Source organism: Petroclostridium sp. X23 (genome assembly GCF_030013905.1).
Lineage (GTDB): Bacteria > Bacillota > Clostridia > SK-Y3 > SK-Y3 > X23.
Map to the genome: position 1 here is coordinate 3,374,646 of NZ_CP124862.1, position 18,737 is coordinate 3,393,382.

Consider the following 18,737-nt stretch of genomic DNA (forward strand, 5'->3'; position numbering starts at 1 on the left):
TGTGCAGTAAAGTAAAGAAAAAAGCATATAATAAGTAACAGACAAAAATCTATTCTTGAGGTAAAAGAGATGTTGTCAGTGATTATGAATGTAATGAAGGCATTGAATGTGTCTTTTACAAAAAGCAATATATATAAACTTTTGGTAGTAGGCCTAATTAGCTTATTTATCTGTGCGGCGGCGTATTACCATTATGAAAGTCCCGTCAATCAGGATTTGGGTATTGGAGATGCCATATGGTGGGGATTGGTGACATCGACAACGGTAGGATACGGTGATTTTTATCCCACTACATTAGGGGGAAGAGTAGTAGCAACAATACTGATGCTTGTAGGTATAAGCTCCTATGGCTTTATTACCGCTGCGGTAGCATCGATTTTTGTAGAAAACAGGCTAAGGAAAGGAATGGGTTTGATGGGTGTGAAAATAGAAAATCATATTGTAGTGATTGGATGGGGCAGCAAAAGTAAAATCATCATAGAAGAACTGGTGCAAGAGGACCCGTGTGCAAAAGTTGTGATTGTTGATGATATTGAGCAGCTTGACCTGATTTATGATAGTGTCTATTTTGTCCATGGGGATACAACAAAGGATGATACCCTCGTAAAAGCGAATATACAAAAGGCAAGCACAGTAATGGTGATAGCCGATGAAAAATTAATAAACTCAGGTATGGCAGATGCAAAGTCGGTTCTAATATGCCTTGCAGTAGATAAGCAAAATAGTAATGTACATCTTATTGCTGAAGTATTGAATGAAGAAAATGTTCCCCACTTTCAGCGCGCCAATGTGGACGATATTATTATAAGTAACCAGATGAGTGGTAGGATCATGGTAAGAAGTGCATTATATAAGAATGTAAGTACTGCATTAAAAGAGTTATTGACGGCTGCATATGGAAATGAAATATATGAATGCAGAGTACAGGATGAAGATGTAGGGGTACCATTTAAAGAGTTATGCTGGGCATATATGGAGAAAAAAGATGCGATTATATTAGGAATTGCAAATGGTAAATTAATCCTTAACCCTGAAAAAAATAGATTGACAACGAAAGATGATGTTATCATATATATAGCTCGCAATAGAATAGTCTAGACGCCTAAAAAATTTAAAAAATCATATTCACAAAAATCCGTGAAAGTGTTAATATTGATTTGTAATATTTTCAATTAATCCATATATATTATTATATCATTTATTTTAGGGTACATGCCCTATACAGGGAGATGATTATGTGAGGATAGGTCTGCCAAGAGCATTGGTTTACTATTATTACTATCCTTTATGGAAATGCTTGTTTGAAGAACTAGGTGCAGAAGTTGTCATTTCTGATATCACGTCAAAAAGTCTTATTCAGAAAGGGATAAAAGTTACCGTACCTGAGATATGTCTTCCGATTAAAATTTTTAATGGTCATGTTATCAACCTTTTATCTAAAGAAATAGACTATATTTTTATTCCACGGTTTGTGAGTATAGAAGCGGATAAATGGTTCTGTCCAAAATTTATCGGTTTGCCGGAATTGGTGAGTTATACCATTGAAGAGGCCGGTCAAAAAATGTTGACAGTAGATATTAACGGAAAACGGGAGGATACCTGTGAATGGAAAAATTACCGTCCATTATGCAACGTATTAAATGTTACTGAGAAACAGTTGAAGAGAGCCTTAAAGACCGCGGCACGCCATTGGAAGCTTTTCAGGGACTATTGCATGTCCGGCCTTTCTATGGAGGAAGCGGAGCAGGCATGTATCGGTCAAGATAAAAAGCCGCAAATTTCGAATGAAAATCCTGCAGAAATAACTCTGGGAGTCTTAGGATATGTTTACAACATATATGATTCATTCGTAAGTATGGATATTATTAAAAAATTAGAGGAGATGGATGTCAAAGTAATTACTTTTGATATGATGAATCAAAAAGACATTACAAATAGATTTGGGAAAAAGTCAAAAAGATTGTATTGGACTTTCAGTGACAAGATCTATGGGACAGCCGTTTCTCTGCTGGAACAAGGAGAGATCGACGGATTGATTCATGTTACTGCTTTTGGTTGCGGTCCGGATTCTGTTACCGGAAAATTGATGGAGTTAGAAAGTGAAAATTATCAAAAGCCTTTTATGACATTAAGAGTGGATGAGCATACTGGAGAAAGTCATCTGCAGACCAGAGTAGAAGCTTTTGTTGATATGATAAAAAGAAAGAAATATGCTGATCAAAGGAGCGAATCCGCATGAAGGTTTCTTTTCCCTATATGGGTTGTGTTACAGGTTATAGAAAATTATTTGAACGACTTGGACATGAAGTAATCATGCCGCTTAAACCGACGCAAAGAACCATTGACCTAGGAGTAAAGTATAGTCCCGAATTCATCTGTTTTCCTTTTAAAGTAATGATGGGTACATACATTGAAGCTGCACAAGCCGGTGTTGAAATGATTATCTCATCCGGAGGACATGGACCTTGCAGAGCAGGCTTATATGGAGAAGTCCATCAAAGAGTGTTAAAAAGTATGGGATATGATATTGACATCGTTATTTTCGATTCAATTTTTAAAGATTTCGGCGAGTTCTATGGTAATCTAAGAAAAGTAAAAAACGGATCTTCCATATTTAAAATTGCGAAAGATATTTGGTTTGTTTATCAGTTGATCTACCAGATGGATCAAATAGAAAAGAAGATAAAACGATTAAGAGCATATGAGGAAACAAGGGGAGACTTTAATAGAGTGCGGTCTGAAATCCAAAAGATGTATGATTTATGTCAAGTAGAAAATGACCTCCAAGATATTTATCAAAAGGCACATCAAATGCTGGATGCAGTTCCAATAACCGAAGGGCCTGATAAAGAAAAGATAAGAATAGGAATTGTAGGAGAAATTTATGTCATTATGGAAAGCTCTGTGAACATGGATGTTGAGCAAGTGCTGAATAACATGGGCGTAGAAGTGGAAAATGTTCAATATATTTCTGATTGGGTCAATCACAATATAAGGCCGGGATTTATTGGGGGAAGCACATCTCATCAGATGATAGAAAAAGCTCGAAGCTTTGTAAAAATTAACTGTGGCGGGCATGATATGGAGAATATCGGATGGATGGTAAATTTTAAAGAACGGGGCTTCGATGGTATCATACATCTCATGCCGTTCGGGTGCTTGCCGGAGCTTGTGACTCAAAGCGCGGTACCTGCAATATCCAAACAGCTTAATATCCCTATCCTATCGCTTTCATTGGACGAACAGATGGGGACAGCGAATAATCAGACAAGGGTGGAAGCTTTTATAGATCTGATAAAAAACAAGAAGAGTATTTCTAAAGAACAGAAAGCCTTGGATCAAGAAGATGCTTGGACTTCCCAATATTTAAAACATGAGATGGCAGGATGATGTTTAGTGAATAACGAATAATGAATAGTGAATAGTGTACAGTGTACAATGGACAATTATGCAGGTTGTTATATAACGAAAGTCAGATCTGCAATTTATCAAGATGTATAGGAGAATGTGATAAAGTCCGATTCAGTACATAGAGGAAATCGAACTTGGGGACTGTCCCTGCTGTTTGCCTGGGTTTGGCATAACAGAGGGACTGTCCACATGTTTGATTTTCGACCAGTTAAGCACTTTACCACATTTTCCTACAAGTGTACTATCAAACGAGTTGTCGTAGGGGCGGATAAGTTTAAACAAGCAGTATTGATGTAAAGATGACGGGGGAACATACAATGAAGATATATGTGGGGATTGATGTAGGTTCAGTGAGCACTAATGTTATTGCTATGGACCAGAATTATAATGTAGTCTATAAAGAATATATACGTACCAACGGACAGCCGTTGGAATCAGTAAAAAAAGGTCTCAAAATGCTTGGAGAAAATATTAATAGTACTATAGATAAAATAGCTGGGATAGGAACAACCGGAAGCGGAAGGCAGTTGGCAGGAATCATGGTTGGGGCGGATATAATAAAAAATGAAATCACTGCCCATGCTTCTGCGACGGTGCAGTTTTACCCCGATGTAAACACTATTTTTGAGATTGGCGGACAGGATTCCAAGATCATACTTATTAAAGATAAAATGGTGGTGGATTTTTCTATGAATACTGTTTGTGCAGCAGGGACCGGTTCGTTTTTGGATCATCAGGCGGAACGGTTAGGGGTTCCTATTCAAGAATTTGGAGACTTTGCATTAACCGCGAAAAAAGATGTAAGAATTGCAGGCAGATGTACTGTTTTCGCTGAATCAGATATGATTGCAAAACAGCAGTTCGGATTTTCAAAAGCTGAAATTATCAAAGGGTTATGTGATGCACTAGTGCGAAACTATATCAATAACCTTGGCAGAGGAAAGACATTAAAGCCTCCTTTTGTATTTCAAGGAGGAGTAGCTGCTAATAAGGGAATAAAAGCTGCTTTTGAGCGCGAGGTAGGATGTGAAATTATTATTCCGCAACATTTTAATGTGATGGGTGCCATTGGTGCTGCCATTCTTGCCAAGGAATATATTGAGAGATCAGGGAAAAAGTCTAAATTTAGAGGGTTTGATGCTGCAGATTTTGATTTTATTCCTGCTAGCATGGAATGTAATGGATGTGCAAACTGTTGTGAGGTAGTCAAGGTAGATTTAAACGGAAAAACAGTGGCAATGTGGGGGGATAAATGCGGCAAATGGGCTAATTCAATTGCCGGATAACTTATGAAGATACTGTGTTAAAGTGTAGGGGCAGGCCTCGTGTCTGCCCTGCTATATTTTTAGGATACGTGATATTTTTGATATTCATCATAGTATTTAATTTACAGAATAATTAATTATAAATCCACAAAAAATACTATTATGATAATACGTTTCTTTATATATGGAATTATAGGATGGGCTATGGAGATCTTTTGGACAGGTATGTGGTCTGTTTTTCAAGGAGATATTAGATTAAGAGGAACTACATATCTTTGGATGTTTCCTATATATGGGTTAGCGATTCTTTTGGAACCAATTCATGATAGAATCCGATTCATGCCTTGGATTATTAGAGGAGGTGTTTGGGTACTTCTAATCTGGGGAATAGAATATATTTCGGGATGGGCGATAAGAAGTGTTATAGGAGTATGTCCCTGGGATTATTCAGGAGCTACCGAGTATCAAATCAACGGCTTAATACGTCTTGATTACGCTCCGGCATGGTTTGCAGCAGGATTAATATTTGAAAAGCTGCATGATACTTTGACTAGAGTTTTAGAGTTTAGATTAAGATAGGTATATTGTTCACAGTTCACAGTTCACAGTTCACGGTTCACAGAATAATTGATGTTTTTCTACAGTGGATCGGTAATTGTGGACTGTTGTGGAAATTTTTTATAGTACAGCTATAATTGGTAGTTTTCTTCAATATCACATCATTATATAAATTTCATAAATACTTTGGAACTTTTGAGTATAGATGTCCGTCTAATAGTATCAGTATATTTATAGATGTATATGGGGTGTTGGATATGGTAAAGCGATTATCAAAAACATTACTAATCTGTATGGGAGTCATTATTTCTCTTACCGCCTGTGGCGCAAGAGTCGTAAATAGAACTGGTACGAAAATGGCTCCGGGAGAAATTGCTGTCAAATCAGTTACGCATGATGCGGATAAAGTATTAAAATTGGGGGATAAGGTCCATATAAAAGTAGAAGTTGAAAATTTTGATCCGGAGCTTACAGCTGAAATGGGGACCACAGAGATATTTGCCAGAATAGCTAATCAGCCGGGTGAAATCATATTAAGAAATGATGGTACACTTGGAGATACTGCAGCAGATGATAGCTTTTTTGAAGGTGAATATGTAGTGAATGAGAAAAGTAAAAGGGTAGTAGATGGGAAGATTGCTGTGAATACATATAGGGAAGAAGTGTTTTCTAATCAGAGCATCACTATTCAGCCATAAAGAGATAGCAAAGTGTCATGGGGACGGTGTTATTGACAACGCTTTTTATCAATAACACCGTCCCCATGATACTCATATAGAGATAAAAACCGTATCTAAATAACAATATTCATAGAAAACCGTATCTTATAAGCGGGCGATATTATTGACAATTAATTAACAAAACCGTATAATAGTAATTGTTAATAATTTAACATAAGTATATTAAAATATAATAAACATTTGGAGGTGCCTTTAATGTTGCAAATATATATTTGTGTGGGCAGTTCATGCCATTTGAAAGGCTCATATCACATTATTAAAACTTTTCAGAATATGATAGCGGACAACAAGTTAGAAGAAAAAGTTGAATTAAAGGCATCTTTTTGCTTAGGGCGTTGCACCGAAGGAGTTTCTATTAAAATCGGAGACGACTTTATACCCAATGTTACAGTATCTAATGCTGAGCAGAAGTTCATGGAACATGTAATGGAGAGATTAAAATGAGTATAATTAAATTTAAAGAAGCGAATTGTAAAAATTGTTATAAATGTATTCGAAGCTGTCCTGTAAAAGCAATCTCATTTAAAAATGAGCAGGCCCAGATTATTGATGAGCAGTGTATCCTTTGTGGACAATGTCTATTGGTATGTCCGCAAAATGCAAAAAGCGTTCGAAGTGATATTGATGAAGTAAAAAAATATATAGAAAAGAAAGAAAAAGTTTATGTAAGTCTGGCACCTTCTTTTGCCTCAGCATTTCATGTGTCTGACTGCAGAAAGGTTTTTTCGGCATTAAAATTGCTTGGTTTTACACACGTTGAAGAAACATCCATAGGAGCAGCAAGAGTTTCCAAACAATATGAAAAAATTATTAATGAAGGCAATATGGAAAATATTATTACTACAGCATGTCCCACTACGGTGCTATTAATAGAGAAGTATTATCCGGAATTAATCCCACAGATAGCCCCTGTGGTATCGCCTATGATTGCGCATGCGAAAATGATGCGGGCGGTATATGGCTCGCGAATAAAAGTAGTATTTATTGGTCCGTGTATTTCTAAAAAGGATGAATGCAATGATTTGCAGAACGATGGCATGGTAAATGCGATTATCACATTTGACGAATTAAACAAGTGGCTGGAAAGTGAAGGGATAGATTTAGATGCATTGGAACCGGAAGAACCTAAAGGAATCAGTAATGCATTGGCAAGGTTTTATCCTGCACCGGGCGGCATCATCAGGACATTAGGCAAAGAGGAAAGAAAAACATATAAATGCGTAAGTGTCGATGGTGTAGATCGATGTATGGATATATTGGATTCTATAAAAAACAAAGAAGTGAGCAATTACTTTATAGAAATGAACGCTTGTCCGGGAGGATGCTTGGGAGGACCTTGTCTCAAATCTGTTAGAAATGGATATTTGGAAGCAAAAGACAAACTGGTTGAGTATGTCAGAAAGAATTTAAAGGAATCTTCTCCGGCTGTGGTAGAAGATGTGAATGTCAAACTAAGAAAAGTATTTGTTGATAAATCACGGAGTGATACACCTCCTACCGAGGAAGCTATACGAGGGATTCTCAGTAAGATAGGCAAGTTTGACGAAAGTATGGAATTAAACTGCGGGGCTTGCGGATATTCTACTTGTAGAGAAAAAGCAATCGCAGTATATTATAACAAGGCAGAACTCCATATGTGTCTGCCGTATATGCGTGAACGTGCGGAATCAATTTCAAATTTGATTATTGAAGCTACACCTAATGCTATTGTGGCATTAAATAAAAATTTATCTATACAAGAAGTTAATCTGGCCGCGCAGCAGATGTTTGATTTGAATAAACAAGATGTCATCGGCAAGCATGTGTATACCATGTTTGATTGTGCTGATTTTGAATATGTAAGTGAAAGCGGACAAAATATCATCGGCAAAAAACATTATTATGAAAAATATGATATTACGGTAGAGCAGTCTATTATTTACGCGCAAGACCAGCAAATTATTATTGCAATTATGAATGATATCACAAAAGAAGAGAAACAGCAGCACCAGATTTATAAAGTTAGATCCGAAACTGTAGATATCGCACAGAAGGTAATAGAGAAGCAAATGAGAGTGGCACAGGAAATAGCCAGTTTATTAGGGGAAACGACAGCGGAAACAAAAATAGCTTTAACAAAACTAAAAAAATCAATCTTGTCGGATATTGGTGAGGAACAATGAGTTTATTTGTAGAAGCAAGCTTCGAAAGTTTACACAAACATAATGAGGAATTGTGCGGGGATAAAGTAGAAATCATCCGAAGCAGCGATTCGGTGATTATCGTACTTGCAGATGGTCTGGGGAGCGGAGTAAAGGCAAATATTCTGGCTACTTTGACCAGTAAAATTATTGGAACCATGCTGACTAACGGAGCGGATATAGAAGAGGCTGTAGAAACAATTGCGAGCACGCTTCCCGAATGTAAGGAAAGAGGCATAGCCTATTCCACATTTTCCATACTTCAGGTCTTTCGTTCGGGCGAGGCTTATTTGGTAGAGTTCGATAATCCTGCGGTGTTTTTTATGAAGAAAGGCAATTTTTGCGAGATTAAGAGCCAAACCAGGAAAATGAGCGGTAAGTTAATCAATGAGAGCAGATTCAAGGTAAGTCCTGAGGACTTGTTCATAATGATTAGTGACGGTGTGATTCATGCCGGCATTGGAGGAACCTTAAATCTCGGATGGCAGAGAGAAAATGTCAAAGAATACTTGCAAAGAATCTATAAACCGGATATCACGCCTACAAATGTAGCAAAATTACTATTATCGGTTTGTGACAACTTATATATGAACAAACCGGGGGATGATACGACAGTAGTGGCTGTTAAGGTAAGAAATCCACTCACTGTGACCATCATGGTAGGACCTCCGGTAGATCATGAAAAAGACAGCTGTGTAGTACAAAAGCTTATAGCTAATGAAGGTAAGAAAGTAGTCTGCGGAGGAACGACCTCCCATATTGTTAGTAGGGAGCTGGATAAAGAAATAATAACCAATTTTAACTATTTTAATCCCTCAGTACCTCCAACAGCAGAAATTGAAGGGATTGACCTCACAACAGAAGGAGTATTGACATTAGGGAAAACATTAACGCATATAAAGAAATATTGGTCTTCCGAGAGTACGATACAAGATATTTTGAAATTAAATCAAAGTGATGGGGCATCCCGATTAGCAAAGATTCTGCTTGAGCAAAGCACAATCGTGCATTTTCTTGTAGGAAGAGCGATGAATCCGGCGCATCAAAATCCGGATTTACCTTTGAATTTGAGTATTAAGCTTAATCTAGTTGAAGAAATAACCAAATATTTAAAGAGGATGGGCAAGGAAGTCATTGTGGAGTATTTTTAATAGAGGATGAAAATTATGATTTTAAGAACGATTACCCTAAAACTTCATAATCCTAGTAAAAGAAAAAAAGAAATAATAGATAGGGCCATGCGGAATTATTCTCGTGCTTATCAATATTTGTTAGATAAAGCTTATACGGAAATACAAGATATCAGAGACAATTATAAGGATAGGAACGGAAACTATAAGGCATTGAATATTGCAAAGTGGATAGATAAGAGGATAAGCAAAGAATTAAATCAATTTGATATCCAGCCATTAAAAGACTCTCTAAAGTTGGATTTTGGCATGACATTAGCCAGTTATCTGAGTTTGAATGAGATTCAGCCCAATGCGAACTATCCTAAGGCCTATATTTCGCAGCAGGAATTTGAACAGAGATATGATCATATTCATCACCAGCTTATAAATGAAAAAATGCCTTTGTCTGAATTTGAGAAACAGATAAATAAAGTCATTAAAAAGAATGATACGCTTAAGCCGTTATTCTTTTGCAGATATGATGCGAATAGGGATTATTGTTTACTATATGATGCACAGCGTAATAGATATTATGCAAAGATTTATTTAATGAATATTAAAGATGAAGATCGTAAAGTGATTATCGATACAGGGACAAAAGAATTAAAGTATATACACAAAAATGGGGGACAGTTAACCAGCAGCGGTAGAAAAGAACGTTTTTTGATTTTGCCTCTTTCATTCGGAACATGGCAGGAACAACATTTAAAAAAAGCATTAGAGAATCCTGATCTTTTAAAGACTGCAAGATTAATAAAAAAGAATGGAGAGTATTATCTTTCCATAAGCATCAGTATGGAAGAATATGAAAAAATACAGGTTCAGACTTACCTCGGTATAGGAAGGGCAATGAGAAATCCGGTCCATTATACTGTGGTCGACAGGAATAATAGTATAGTTTGCAGTGAACCGGTACCGCTTCAGCATAACAAAAAGTATGTAAATAATAGATTGCCTCTTCATGAACTTCATAGAATTGCAAACAACATTGTAGAGGTTGCATATAAGGAAAAATCCCAAGTGATCATAAAATCTCTTATGGATCGAGGGGATAGATTGCAGTGGATAGATGCCGGCCATGAAATGGCCATACCAGGCATTAACTGCAGCAGTTATAATCAGCTTGGACATATATTGGATTACAAGCTGCCTGAAAAAGGTCTGCCAACCCCAATTAGAATCAGTCCTGCGGGTGTGTTCTGTACCTGCCCGGAATGCGGGTTGAATACAAGGCATAATAGGTTTTCAAAAGAACTGTTTATATGTACTGCCTGTGGAAAGACAATGAACATTGAACAGCTAGGGAGCTTAAATGTGGCCAGGAGATTGAATTGTAATAATGAACAAAGTCTTAAGATAAAGATTGAAAAAACGCCTGATGGTGTGAGACTGACAAATAAAGTACTGGGATTAAACTATCATGTAAGAAATCCCCGTGAGAATATGGATGGTTTTATTCAGGAGATTGAAAGAACCGTTGAAGATTTTTATAAAAATATAAGTAAAAATACGAGAAACAAGGAATTCAAGAAGAAATACAGCTTAATTAAAAAGATAGAGCAAGCAGAAGATTTGAACGGTATTATTCAAATTGTATAAAATGATATAGTGGTGTCTTTGCTGCCGCACCATAACCTGAAGTTAAGGAGAAATGCCTAACATCGGGTTGAAACTTACATAGTAAGCATGAGATTCATGAAAGAGCAGCTATCTGACAATTTGACAAAGGATGCCTTAAGGGAAATCATTTTCCTCAGGCATCCTTTGTTTTTTGTAGATAAAAACCGTATCTAAATAATAAGTATTTCCAAAAAAGATTGTAAATATATAAAGTATTATGTTTGAAGCGTATATAAAGATATTATATAATGTGATTGTTAGTTTTTTAACAATTAATTTCAACAATCAACTGTATAGATAGAACAGTTGAAATAGATGTCCAACACGATGAAAGGGGAGTTCTAAATGATTGAGAGTTATCAGTTAGAAAAAGTAGATGAGATCATTGCAAAATATCAAAAGAAAAGATCTGCATTAATAGCGATTTTACAGGAGATACAAAAAGAATACAGATATCTTCCGGAAGAAGTACTTATGTATGTTTCTACAACAATGAATGTTAGTCCGGCTAAGGTTTTTAGCGTTGCAACATTCTATGAGAACTTTTCTATGGAACCTAAAGGGAAATATGTTATCAAAATTTGTGATGGTACCGCCTGTCATGTTAGAAAGTCCATACCCATCTTAAATGCATTGAGAACTGAACTTGGACTAAGTGCAGAAAAACATACTACCGATGATTTTTTATTTACTGTAGAAACCGTATCGTGTTTGGGAGCGTGCGGACTGGCACCGGTTATAACAGTTAACGATAAGGTATACGCAAAAATGACACCGGAGTCCACAGGTAAATTGATCAAGGAAATCAGGGAGGCGGAAAAACAATGAAAATACAAACAGTTGACCACCTTAAACAATTTGAGAGCCAGCTTAGCAAATCTCTAGATAAACAACAGCAAAAGGTATTGGTTTGTGCAGGAACCGGATGTGTAGCGGGAGGTTCCATTAATATATATAACAGGATTGCAGAAATAGTAAAAGATAAAGGGTTGTTAACCCATGTTGACCTTGTAGAAGAAAATGAAGGGGTAGGCGTTAAGAAGAGCGGATGCCACGGTTTCTGTGAAATGGGCCCCCTGGTACGTATCGAACCGTATGGATATCTTTACATCAAGGTTCAGTTGGAAGATTGTGAAGAAATCGTTGAAACAACCTTGATACAAGGAAAACCTGTTGAAAGGTTGATGTATAATTGGGAAGGAAAAGCATATGCTGCCCAGGAAGAAATCCCTTTCTACAAAAAGCAAACAAGAATGGTGTTAGAAAACTGCGGACATATTGATGCGGAGTCAATCAAAGAATATATTGCCAAAGGCGGATACAATGCTCTAAGCAAGACGCTGTTTGAAATGACTCCTGAAGAAGTTTGCAAGATGATTTCCGATTCCAATTTAAGGGGAAGAGGCGGCGGCGGATATCCTGCAGGAAGAAAATGGTCCCAGGTATTGGCACAGCCGAGCCCCATAAAATATGTAGTATGTAATGGTGACGAGGGAGACCCGGGAGCATTCATGGATAGAAGCATTATGGAAGGGGATCCTCATAGAATGATCGAAGGGATGTGTATCGCAGGATACGCAGCCGGCGCTTGTGAAGGATATATATATGTACGTGCGGAATATCCCCTTGCGGTTGACAGATTGAAAACAGCCATCGCTCAGGCCAGAGAGTGCGGACTGCTAGGTAATAATATTCTTGATTCGGGATTCAATTTTAATATCAATGTAAACCAGGGTGCAGGTGCTTTCGTATGCGGAGAAGGCAGTGCGCTTACCGCATCCATCGAAGGCGAGAGAGGTATGCCGAGGGTAAAACCGCCAAGAACCGTTGAAGCGGGTTTGTGGGCTAAGCCTACGGTGCTGAATAATGTAGAAACTTTTGCGAATGTGCCGCTCATTATTTTAAAAGGCAGTGACTGGTATAAATCCATAGGACCGGAAAAAAGTCCTGGGACCAAAGCATTTGCTATTACCGGTAATGTGAATAACACCGGTCTGATAGAAGTACCAATGGGAACGACCCTGAGAGAAGTTATCTTTGAAATTGGCGGCGGTGTTAAGGATAATAAAAGAATGAAGGCAGTGCAAATCGGTGGCCCTTCAGGTGCTTGTTTGACGGAAGAGCATCTTGACCTTCCGTTGGATTTCGATTCTCTTAAGAAAGTAGGGGCTATGATAGGGTCCGGCGGTCTTGTGGTAATGGATGAGGACACTTGCATGGTGGAAGTGGCGAGATTCTTTATGAACTTTACGCAGAATGAATCCTGCGGAAAATGTGTTCCCTGCCGTGAAGGAACAAAAAGAATGCTTGAGATATTAGAAGGTATCGTAGAAGGAAGAGGAACCTTAGAAGATCTTGATCTTCTTTTGGATTTGGCGGATACCGTTGGCAGTACGGCATTGTGCGGATTGGGTAAAACCGCAGCGAATCCTGTAGTAAGTACATTGAAATATTTTAAAGATGAGTATATTGCGCATGTAGTAGATAAGAAATGTCCTTCAAAAACATGTCAGGCATTGAAGGTGCTGCGAATCAAAAAAGAACTATGTAAAGGATGCAGTAAATGTGCGAGAATATGCCCTGCAAATGCAATTGAAGGAAAAATAAAAGAACCTTATACAATTATAGCGGAAAAATGTATAAAATGCGGTGCTTGCTTACAGTCCTGTGCGTTTAATGCAATTGAGGAGGTATAAAAGATGAAGGGATATATGGTTGTAGACGGACAAAAAGTAGAATATAATGATGAAAAGAATGTACTGGATGTAGTAAGAAACGCAGGCGTGGATTTACCTACATTTTGCTATCATTCTGAATTAAGTATATATGGCGCGTGCAGAATGTGTATGGTGGAAGATAAATGGGGCGGAACTTTTGCATCCTGTTCCACACCTCCTAAAAGCGGGATGGAGGTTTATACCAACACACCAAAACTTCAGAAGCACAGACGTATGATTTTAGAACTTTTGCTTTCAAATCACTGCAGAGATTGTACCGTTTGTGAGAAAAACGGAAAGTGTAAGCTCCAGGAACTGGCCGTCCGGTTTGGAATCAAGAAAATACGTTTTAACAACATTGATAATCATCATCCGTTGGATGAAAGCAGTACCTCTATCACACGCAATCCTAACAAATGCATTCTTTGCGGCGACTGCGTGCGTATGTGTGAAGAAGTACAAGGGGTAGGCGTACTTGGTTTTGCGTATAGAGGCTCTAAAATAAAAGTGACACCCGCCTTCAATAAGCAGTTATCGGAAGCGGATTGTGTCAACTGCGGACAATGTACGGTTGTATGTCCTACAGGAGCGCTCATCGTTAAAAATGAGACTGACAAAGCGTGGAGTGTATTAAACAATCCTCAAAAAAGAGTGGTAGTTCAGATCGCCCCTGCAGTTAGAGTAGCCATTGGTGAAGAGTTTGGACTGCCTGCCGGTGAGATTGTAACAGGCAAGCTTGTAGCAGCATTGAGAAAGCTTGGTTTTGATGAAGTATATGACACTGCGATCGCAGCAGATTTGACTGTTATGGAAGAAACAAAAGAATTCATGAATAAGCTCAAGAAAGGCGATAATGCACTGCCATTATTTACTTCCTGCTGTCCTGCTTGGGTAAGATTCGCAGAACAAAAATATCCGCAATTGCAGCAATATATATCCAGCTGTCGTTCGCCTCAGCAGATGTTTGGAGCGGTCATTAAAGAACATTATAGAAGTATGAAAGAAATTGATAGCCGAGAAACCGTTGTTGTATCCATTATGCCATGTACAGCTAAAAAATATGAAGCATCCAGACCTGAACTGAGTGTAAATGGCGAACAAGATGTTGATATTGTATTGACAACGCAAGAATTAGCGCTGATGCTTAAAGAAGCGGGTATTATATTCAATCAGCTTGAAGGTGAGTCACTGGATATGCCTTTTGGCCTTGCCAGCGGCGCGGGTGTTATTTTCGGTGTGACCGGAGGTGTAGCAGAAGCGGTACTCAGAAGATGCTATACGGAAAAAACAGCAAAAAATCTGAAAGAGATTGAATTTGTCGGAACCAGAGGTATGCAGGGCGTGAAAGAAGCGGTGGTAGAGATCGACGAAAAGCAGATAAAGATTGCGGTCGTTCATGGTCTGAAAAATGCGCAGGAATTAGTTGAGCAAATACAAGCAGGAGAAAAGCAATATGATTTTGTTGAAGTAATGGCATGCCCCGGTGGGTGCATCGGTGGGGCAGGACAGCCGCTTCCTGTAGATTCTTCAGTGAAACAGAAGAGAGCAAAAGGAATCTATAAGGCCGATAGAACATCGCAGATCAAGAGATCGGAAGAGAATCCGATGGTTGTTGCACTTTATAATGGCATGCTCAAAGATAAACATCACCTTCTCCATAGATAGGCTCAGGTTAATATCCATTTAAAGGAGTGAGAAAAATGGTAACCATCCATGTATGTATTGGCAGTGCTTGCCATATTAAAGGAGCGTATAATATCATTAACGGATTCCAAACAATGATAGAAGATCAGAATGCAGGGGATAAAGTGACAGTGAAAGCGGCATTTTGTTTGGGAGAGTGTACAAAAGCAGTTTCGGTAAAAGTAAACGAAGGTTCTGTTTATTCGGTTGCAGAAAAAAATATAAATCAATTCTTTGAAGAACATGTAAGACCATTGTTGTAGTATAGGAATGTACTGATTTCGCTGATGAGTATTAGGAAATTGTGATAAAGTCGAATTTAGCACACAGAAGGAGTGAAGCACGGGGACGGACCTACCGCTGCGCTTGCTTTTTAGGGAAGCGGTAGGTCCGTCCCCGTGCTTTGCGACTGACCAATTAAGCACTTTTTCACATCCTCTTGTACCAAATATTCATCAGCGAAAAATACATCCGTAATATTAATTGTCTTTGATCAAATATCCCGTCGATAGAGTGGGCTTTTACGCACATAAAAAATTTCGGCAAATGTGTTATTTTTTTAACAATTAATATTGACAATAATTTAACGAAGTAGTATAATTATAATTGTTAAATAGTTAACAAACTATTGGATATAAATGATTTAAGGAGGTTTTATCATGAGTGAAAAAGCAGTTGGTAATGAAGTGAAAAAAGAAATAGATGTAAGGCAAACCATTGATCAATTAGTTTCAAAAGCTCAAAAGGCATTGAATAGATTTATGGAGCTTGACCAAGAAAAAGTAGATCAAATCGTCAAGGCGATGGCAATGGCAGGGTTGGATGAGCATATGCGTCTGGCTCGCATGGCAGTAGAAGAAACCGGACGCGGTGTTTACGAAGACAAAATCACCAAGAATATATTCTCCACAGAATATATTTATCACAGCATTAAATACGACAAAACAGTAGGAGTTATCAATGAAAACGAGCTTGAGGGTTATGTGGAAGTAGCAGAACCGATAGGCGTTGTTGCAGGAGTGACCCCGGTTACCAATCCGACTTCCACAACCATGTTTAAATCTATTATTTCAATCAAAACCAGAAATCCTATCATTTTTGCATTCCATCCTTCTGCTCAGAAATGCAGTGCGGAAGCAGCAAGAATAGTCAGAGATGCAGCAATAAAAGCCGGTGCGCCCGAGGATTGTATCCTATGGGTAGAAGAGCCTTCATTGGATGCGACCCAGCTTTTGATGAACCATCCGGGTGTCGCTTTAATTCTTGCTACAGGCGGTTCGGGCATGGTGCAGGCTGCATATAGTACAGGGAAACCTGCCTTGGGGGTTGGCCCAGGAAATGTACCTTGCTATATCGAAAAAACAGCAAGTGTAAAACGTGCGGCAACAGATTTGATTATGTCCAAAACCTTTGACAACGGTATGATCTGTGCATCCGAACAGGCTGTTATCGTTGACAAAGAAATCGCTCAGGAATTTGAAATATTTATGAAAGAAAATAAGTGCTACTTTTTAAATAAAGAAGAAATAGCGAAGGTTGAGAAGCTTGCGATCGATGAAAAGAAATGCGCAATGAATCCGGCGGTGGTTGGACAATCCGCATATGTGATTGCAAAGATGGCAGAAGTAAATGTGCCTCAGGATACCAAGATACTTATTGCAAAACTGGAAGGGGTAGGTCCCCAGTACCCATTATCAAGGGAAAAACTAAGTCCCGTTCTCGCATATTATGTAGTAGACAATGCGGAGCAGGGAATTAAGAAAGCTGAAGAAATGGTGGAATTCGGCGGTTTAGGGCACTCTGCAGTAATTCACTCTGAAGATGAACGTGTGATTAAAGAGTTTTCAAACCGGATCAAGGCAGGAAGATTGATCGTAAACTCTCCTTCTACACATGGTGCAATCGGAGATATTTATAACACCAATATGCCGTCTCTTACTTTGGGATGCGGATCCTTCGGAAAGAACTCAACAACTTCTAACGTATCGGCTGTCAACTTGATTAACAAAAAAAGAATGGCTAGGAGAATGGTAAACATGCAGTGGTTCAAGATTCCTGAAAAAATCTATTTTGAATACGGATCAACGCAGTATCTTGAAAAGATGCCTGACATCACCAGAGCTTTTATTGTAACAGATCCTTATATGGTAAAGTTGGGTTATGTGGATAAGGTTTTATATTATCTAAGAAAAAGGTCACAATATGTACACTGTGAAATCTTCTCTGAGGTGGAGCCGGATCCATCGGTAGATACCGTGAAAAAAGGCTGCGATCTTATGAATAAATTTCAACCGGATGTGATTATTGCGTTAGGCGGAGGTTCCGCGATGGATGCAGCTAAAGGGATGTGGCTGTTTTATGAGCATCCTGAGACAGATTTTAACTCATTGAGATTGAAGTTCATGGATATTAGAAAAAGGGTATATAAGTTCCCTAAACTAGGAAGCAAAGCAAGAATGGTTGCCATTCCTACAACATCCGGAACAGGCTCAGAGGTAACCTCCTTTGCGGTAATCACAGATAAACAAAAGAATGTAAAATATCCGTTGGCTGACTATGAATTGACCCCGGATGTAGCCATCATAGACCCGAATTTTGTAATGACCGTACCACCGTCTGTTACAGCCGATACGGGAATGGATGTATTAACACATGCAATTGAAGCATATGTATCGGTATTGGCATCCGATTTTACCGATGGATTAGCCATCAAGGCGATACAGTTGGTGTTTGAATATTTACCTAAAGCATATAAGAACGGAAATGACAAGGTTGCTAGAGAGAAAATGCACAATGCATCCTGTATTGCGGGAATGGCCTTCACAAATGCTTTCCTAGGCATTAATCATAGTTTGGCGCATAAATTAGGGGGAGAATTCCACATACCGCATGGAAGAGCAAATGCGATCCTGCTGCCCCATGTCATAGAGTATAATGCGCAGAAACCGACCAAGTTTGTATCCTTCCCTAAATATGAGACTTTTATAGCGGATAAGAAATATGCAGAAATCGCAAAAGCGATAGAGTTACCGGCTTCAACTACCGAAGAAGGGGTTAAAAATTTGGTTCAAGCGGTAAAAGCATTAATGAAGGATATTAATGTTCCTACGACCATCGCAGATTGCGGTATAGATAAAAAGCTATTCACAGCAAAGGTACCGGCATTGGCCGACAGAGCATTTGAAGACCAATGTACTACAGCAAATCCGAGAATGCCGTTAGTGAAAGAATTGGAAGAGATATACATGAAAGCATACGGAAAATAATCAGTGAAAAAGCAGCAAAGCCCAGGAATATGTGATTCCTGGGCTTTGCTGCTTTTTCACCCTATTTACATATATCCTGATATAGTATACAATTAATAAAAACATATGTTTGGGGGGTAGCTGTA

At 38.4% G+C, this 18,737-nt stretch carries 15 protein-coding genes; all 15 read left to right on the top strand.

Features of this window, described 5'->3' with window-relative positions; genetic code table 11:
- The first annotated feature begins 69 nt into the window (after window positions 1–69).
- A complete protein-coding gene (locus QKW49_RS16040) occupies window positions 70–1,098 on the top strand; it encodes a potassium channel protein (protein WP_282863672.1) in 1,029 nt (342 codons plus the stop codon).
- 139 nt (window positions 1,099–1,237) lie between these two features.
- The gene (locus QKW49_RS16045; protein ID WP_282863673.1) at window positions 1,238–2,239 is read left to right on the top strand and encodes an acyl-CoA dehydratase activase-related protein; all 1,002 of its coding nucleotides are present in this window, start codon (window positions 1,238–1,240) and stop codon (window positions 2,237–2,239) included.
- On the top strand, window positions 2,236–3,390 hold the full coding sequence (locus tag QKW49_RS16050) for a 2-hydroxyacyl-CoA dehydratase (protein WP_282863674.1): 1,155 nt from the start codon (window positions 2,236–2,238) through the stop codon (window positions 3,388–3,390). The genes QKW49_RS16045 and QKW49_RS16050 overlap by 4 nt, the downstream gene beginning before the upstream one ends.
- Before the next feature lie 338 nt (window positions 3,391–3,728).
- Entirely contained in the window at window positions 3,729–4,697 is a 969-nt protein-coding gene (locus QKW49_RS16055) for an acyl-CoA dehydratase activase (RefSeq protein ID WP_282863675.1), read from the top strand.
- A 141-nt stretch (window positions 4,698–4,838) separates the two neighbouring features.
- Window positions 4,839–5,255: a hypothetical protein gene (locus tag QKW49_RS16060; RefSeq protein ID WP_282863676.1), complete on the top strand. Its 417-nt coding sequence runs from the start codon at window positions 4,839–4,841 to the stop codon at window positions 5,253–5,255.
- Window positions 5,256–5,491: 236 nt separating this feature from the next.
- Window positions 5,492–5,932 carry a hypothetical protein gene (locus QKW49_RS16065; protein WP_282863677.1) on the top strand — a complete coding sequence of 147 codons (441 nt, stop codon included), beginning with the start codon at window positions 5,492–5,494 and terminating at the stop codon, window positions 5,930–5,932.
- A 237-nt stretch (window positions 5,933–6,169) separates the two neighbouring features.
- Window positions 6,170–6,418 (top strand): (2Fe-2S) ferredoxin domain-containing protein, encoded by a 249-nt coding sequence (locus tag QKW49_RS16070; RefSeq protein ID WP_282863678.1) that lies wholly within the window; start codon window positions 6,170–6,172, stop codon window positions 6,416–6,418.
- The gene (locus QKW49_RS16075) at window positions 6,415–8,136 is read left to right on the top strand and encodes a [Fe-Fe] hydrogenase large subunit C-terminal domain-containing protein (protein WP_282863679.1); all 1,722 of its coding nucleotides are present in this window, start codon (window positions 6,415–6,417) and stop codon (window positions 8,134–8,136) included. Before QKW49_RS16070 ends, QKW49_RS16075 begins: the two co-directional genes overlap by 4 nt.
- Entirely contained in the window at window positions 8,133–9,305 is a 1,173-nt protein-coding gene (locus tag QKW49_RS16080) for a SpoIIE family protein phosphatase (protein WP_282863680.1), read from the top strand. Before QKW49_RS16075 ends, QKW49_RS16080 begins: the two co-directional genes overlap by 4 nt.
- 15 nt (window positions 9,306–9,320) lie before the next feature.
- Window positions 9,321–10,925 carry a zinc ribbon domain-containing protein gene (locus tag QKW49_RS16085; RefSeq protein ID WP_282863681.1) on the top strand — a complete coding sequence of 535 codons (1,605 nt, stop codon included), beginning with the start codon at window positions 9,321–9,323 and terminating at the stop codon, window positions 10,923–10,925.
- Window positions 10,926–11,291: 366 nt separating this feature from the next.
- Complete coding sequence (locus tag QKW49_RS16090) at window positions 11,292–11,774, top strand: NAD(P)H-dependent oxidoreductase subunit E (RefSeq protein WP_282863682.1); 483 nt, start codon at window positions 11,292–11,294, stop codon at window positions 11,772–11,774.
- Window positions 11,771–13,642, top strand: coding sequence for an NADH-quinone oxidoreductase subunit NuoF (locus QKW49_RS16095; RefSeq protein ID WP_282863683.1), 1,872 nt, complete (start codon window positions 11,771–11,773; stop codon window positions 13,640–13,642). Before QKW49_RS16090 ends, QKW49_RS16095 begins: the two co-directional genes overlap by 4 nt.
- 3 nt (window positions 13,643–13,645) lie before the next feature.
- Window positions 13,646–15,328: a 2Fe-2S iron-sulfur cluster binding domain-containing protein gene (locus tag QKW49_RS16100; protein ID WP_282863684.1), complete on the top strand. Its 1,683-nt coding sequence runs from the start codon at window positions 13,646–13,648 to the stop codon at window positions 15,326–15,328.
- Between the two features lie 35 nt (window positions 15,329–15,363).
- Window positions 15,364–15,609 (top strand): (2Fe-2S) ferredoxin domain-containing protein, encoded by a 246-nt coding sequence (locus QKW49_RS16105; RefSeq protein ID WP_282863685.1) that lies wholly within the window; start codon window positions 15,364–15,366, stop codon window positions 15,607–15,609.
- Window positions 15,610–16,005: 396 nt separating this feature from the next.
- Window positions 16,006–18,612, top strand: a complete 2,607-nt coding sequence (adhE, locus tag QKW49_RS16110; RefSeq protein ID WP_282863686.1) for a bifunctional acetaldehyde-CoA/alcohol dehydrogenase — start codon at window positions 16,006–16,008, stop codon at window positions 18,610–18,612.
- The last annotated feature ends 125 nt before the right edge of the window (window positions 18,613–18,737 follow it).

What these genes read in the sequence shown, in the direction of transcription:
- QKW49_RS16040 (WP_282863672.1), top strand. Translation starts at nt 70, where the DNA reads ATGTTGTCAGTGATTATGAATGTAATGAAGGCATTGAATGTGTCTTTT.
- QKW49_RS16050 (WP_282863674.1), top strand. Translation starts at nt 2,236, where the DNA reads ATGAAGGTTTCTTTTCCCTATATGGGTTGTGTTACAGGTTATAGAAAA.
- QKW49_RS16055 (WP_282863675.1), top strand. Translation starts at nt 3,729, where the DNA reads ATGAAGATATATGTGGGGATTGATGTAGGTTCAGTGAGCACTAATGTT.
- QKW49_RS16060 (WP_282863676.1), top strand. Translation starts at nt 4,839, where the DNA reads ATGATAATACGTTTCTTTATATATGGAATTATAGGATGGGCTATGGAG.
- QKW49_RS16065 (WP_282863677.1), top strand. Translation starts at nt 5,492, where the DNA reads ATGGTAAAGCGATTATCAAAAACATTACTAATCTGTATGGGAGTCATT.
- QKW49_RS16070 (WP_282863678.1), top strand. Translation starts at nt 6,170, where the DNA reads ATGTTGCAAATATATATTTGTGTGGGCAGTTCATGCCATTTGAAAGGC.
- QKW49_RS16075 (WP_282863679.1), top strand. Translation starts at nt 6,415, where the DNA reads ATGAGTATAATTAAATTTAAAGAAGCGAATTGTAAAAATTGTTATAAA.
- QKW49_RS16080 (WP_282863680.1), top strand. Translation starts at nt 8,133, where the DNA reads ATGAGTTTATTTGTAGAAGCAAGCTTCGAAAGTTTACACAAACATAAT.
- QKW49_RS16085 (WP_282863681.1), top strand. Translation starts at nt 9,321, where the DNA reads ATGATTTTAAGAACGATTACCCTAAAACTTCATAATCCTAGTAAAAGA.
- QKW49_RS16090 (WP_282863682.1), top strand. Translation starts at nt 11,292, where the DNA reads ATGATTGAGAGTTATCAGTTAGAAAAAGTAGATGAGATCATTGCAAAA.
- QKW49_RS16095 (WP_282863683.1), top strand. Translation starts at nt 11,771, where the DNA reads ATGAAAATACAAACAGTTGACCACCTTAAACAATTTGAGAGCCAGCTT.
- QKW49_RS16100 (WP_282863684.1), top strand. Translation starts at nt 13,646, where the DNA reads ATGAAGGGATATATGGTTGTAGACGGACAAAAAGTAGAATATAATGAT.
- QKW49_RS16105 (WP_282863685.1), top strand. Translation starts at nt 15,364, where the DNA reads ATGGTAACCATCCATGTATGTATTGGCAGTGCTTGCCATATTAAAGGA.
- adhE (WP_282863686.1), top strand. Translation starts at nt 16,006, where the DNA reads ATGAGTGAAAAAGCAGTTGGTAATGAAGTGAAAAAAGAAATAGATGTA.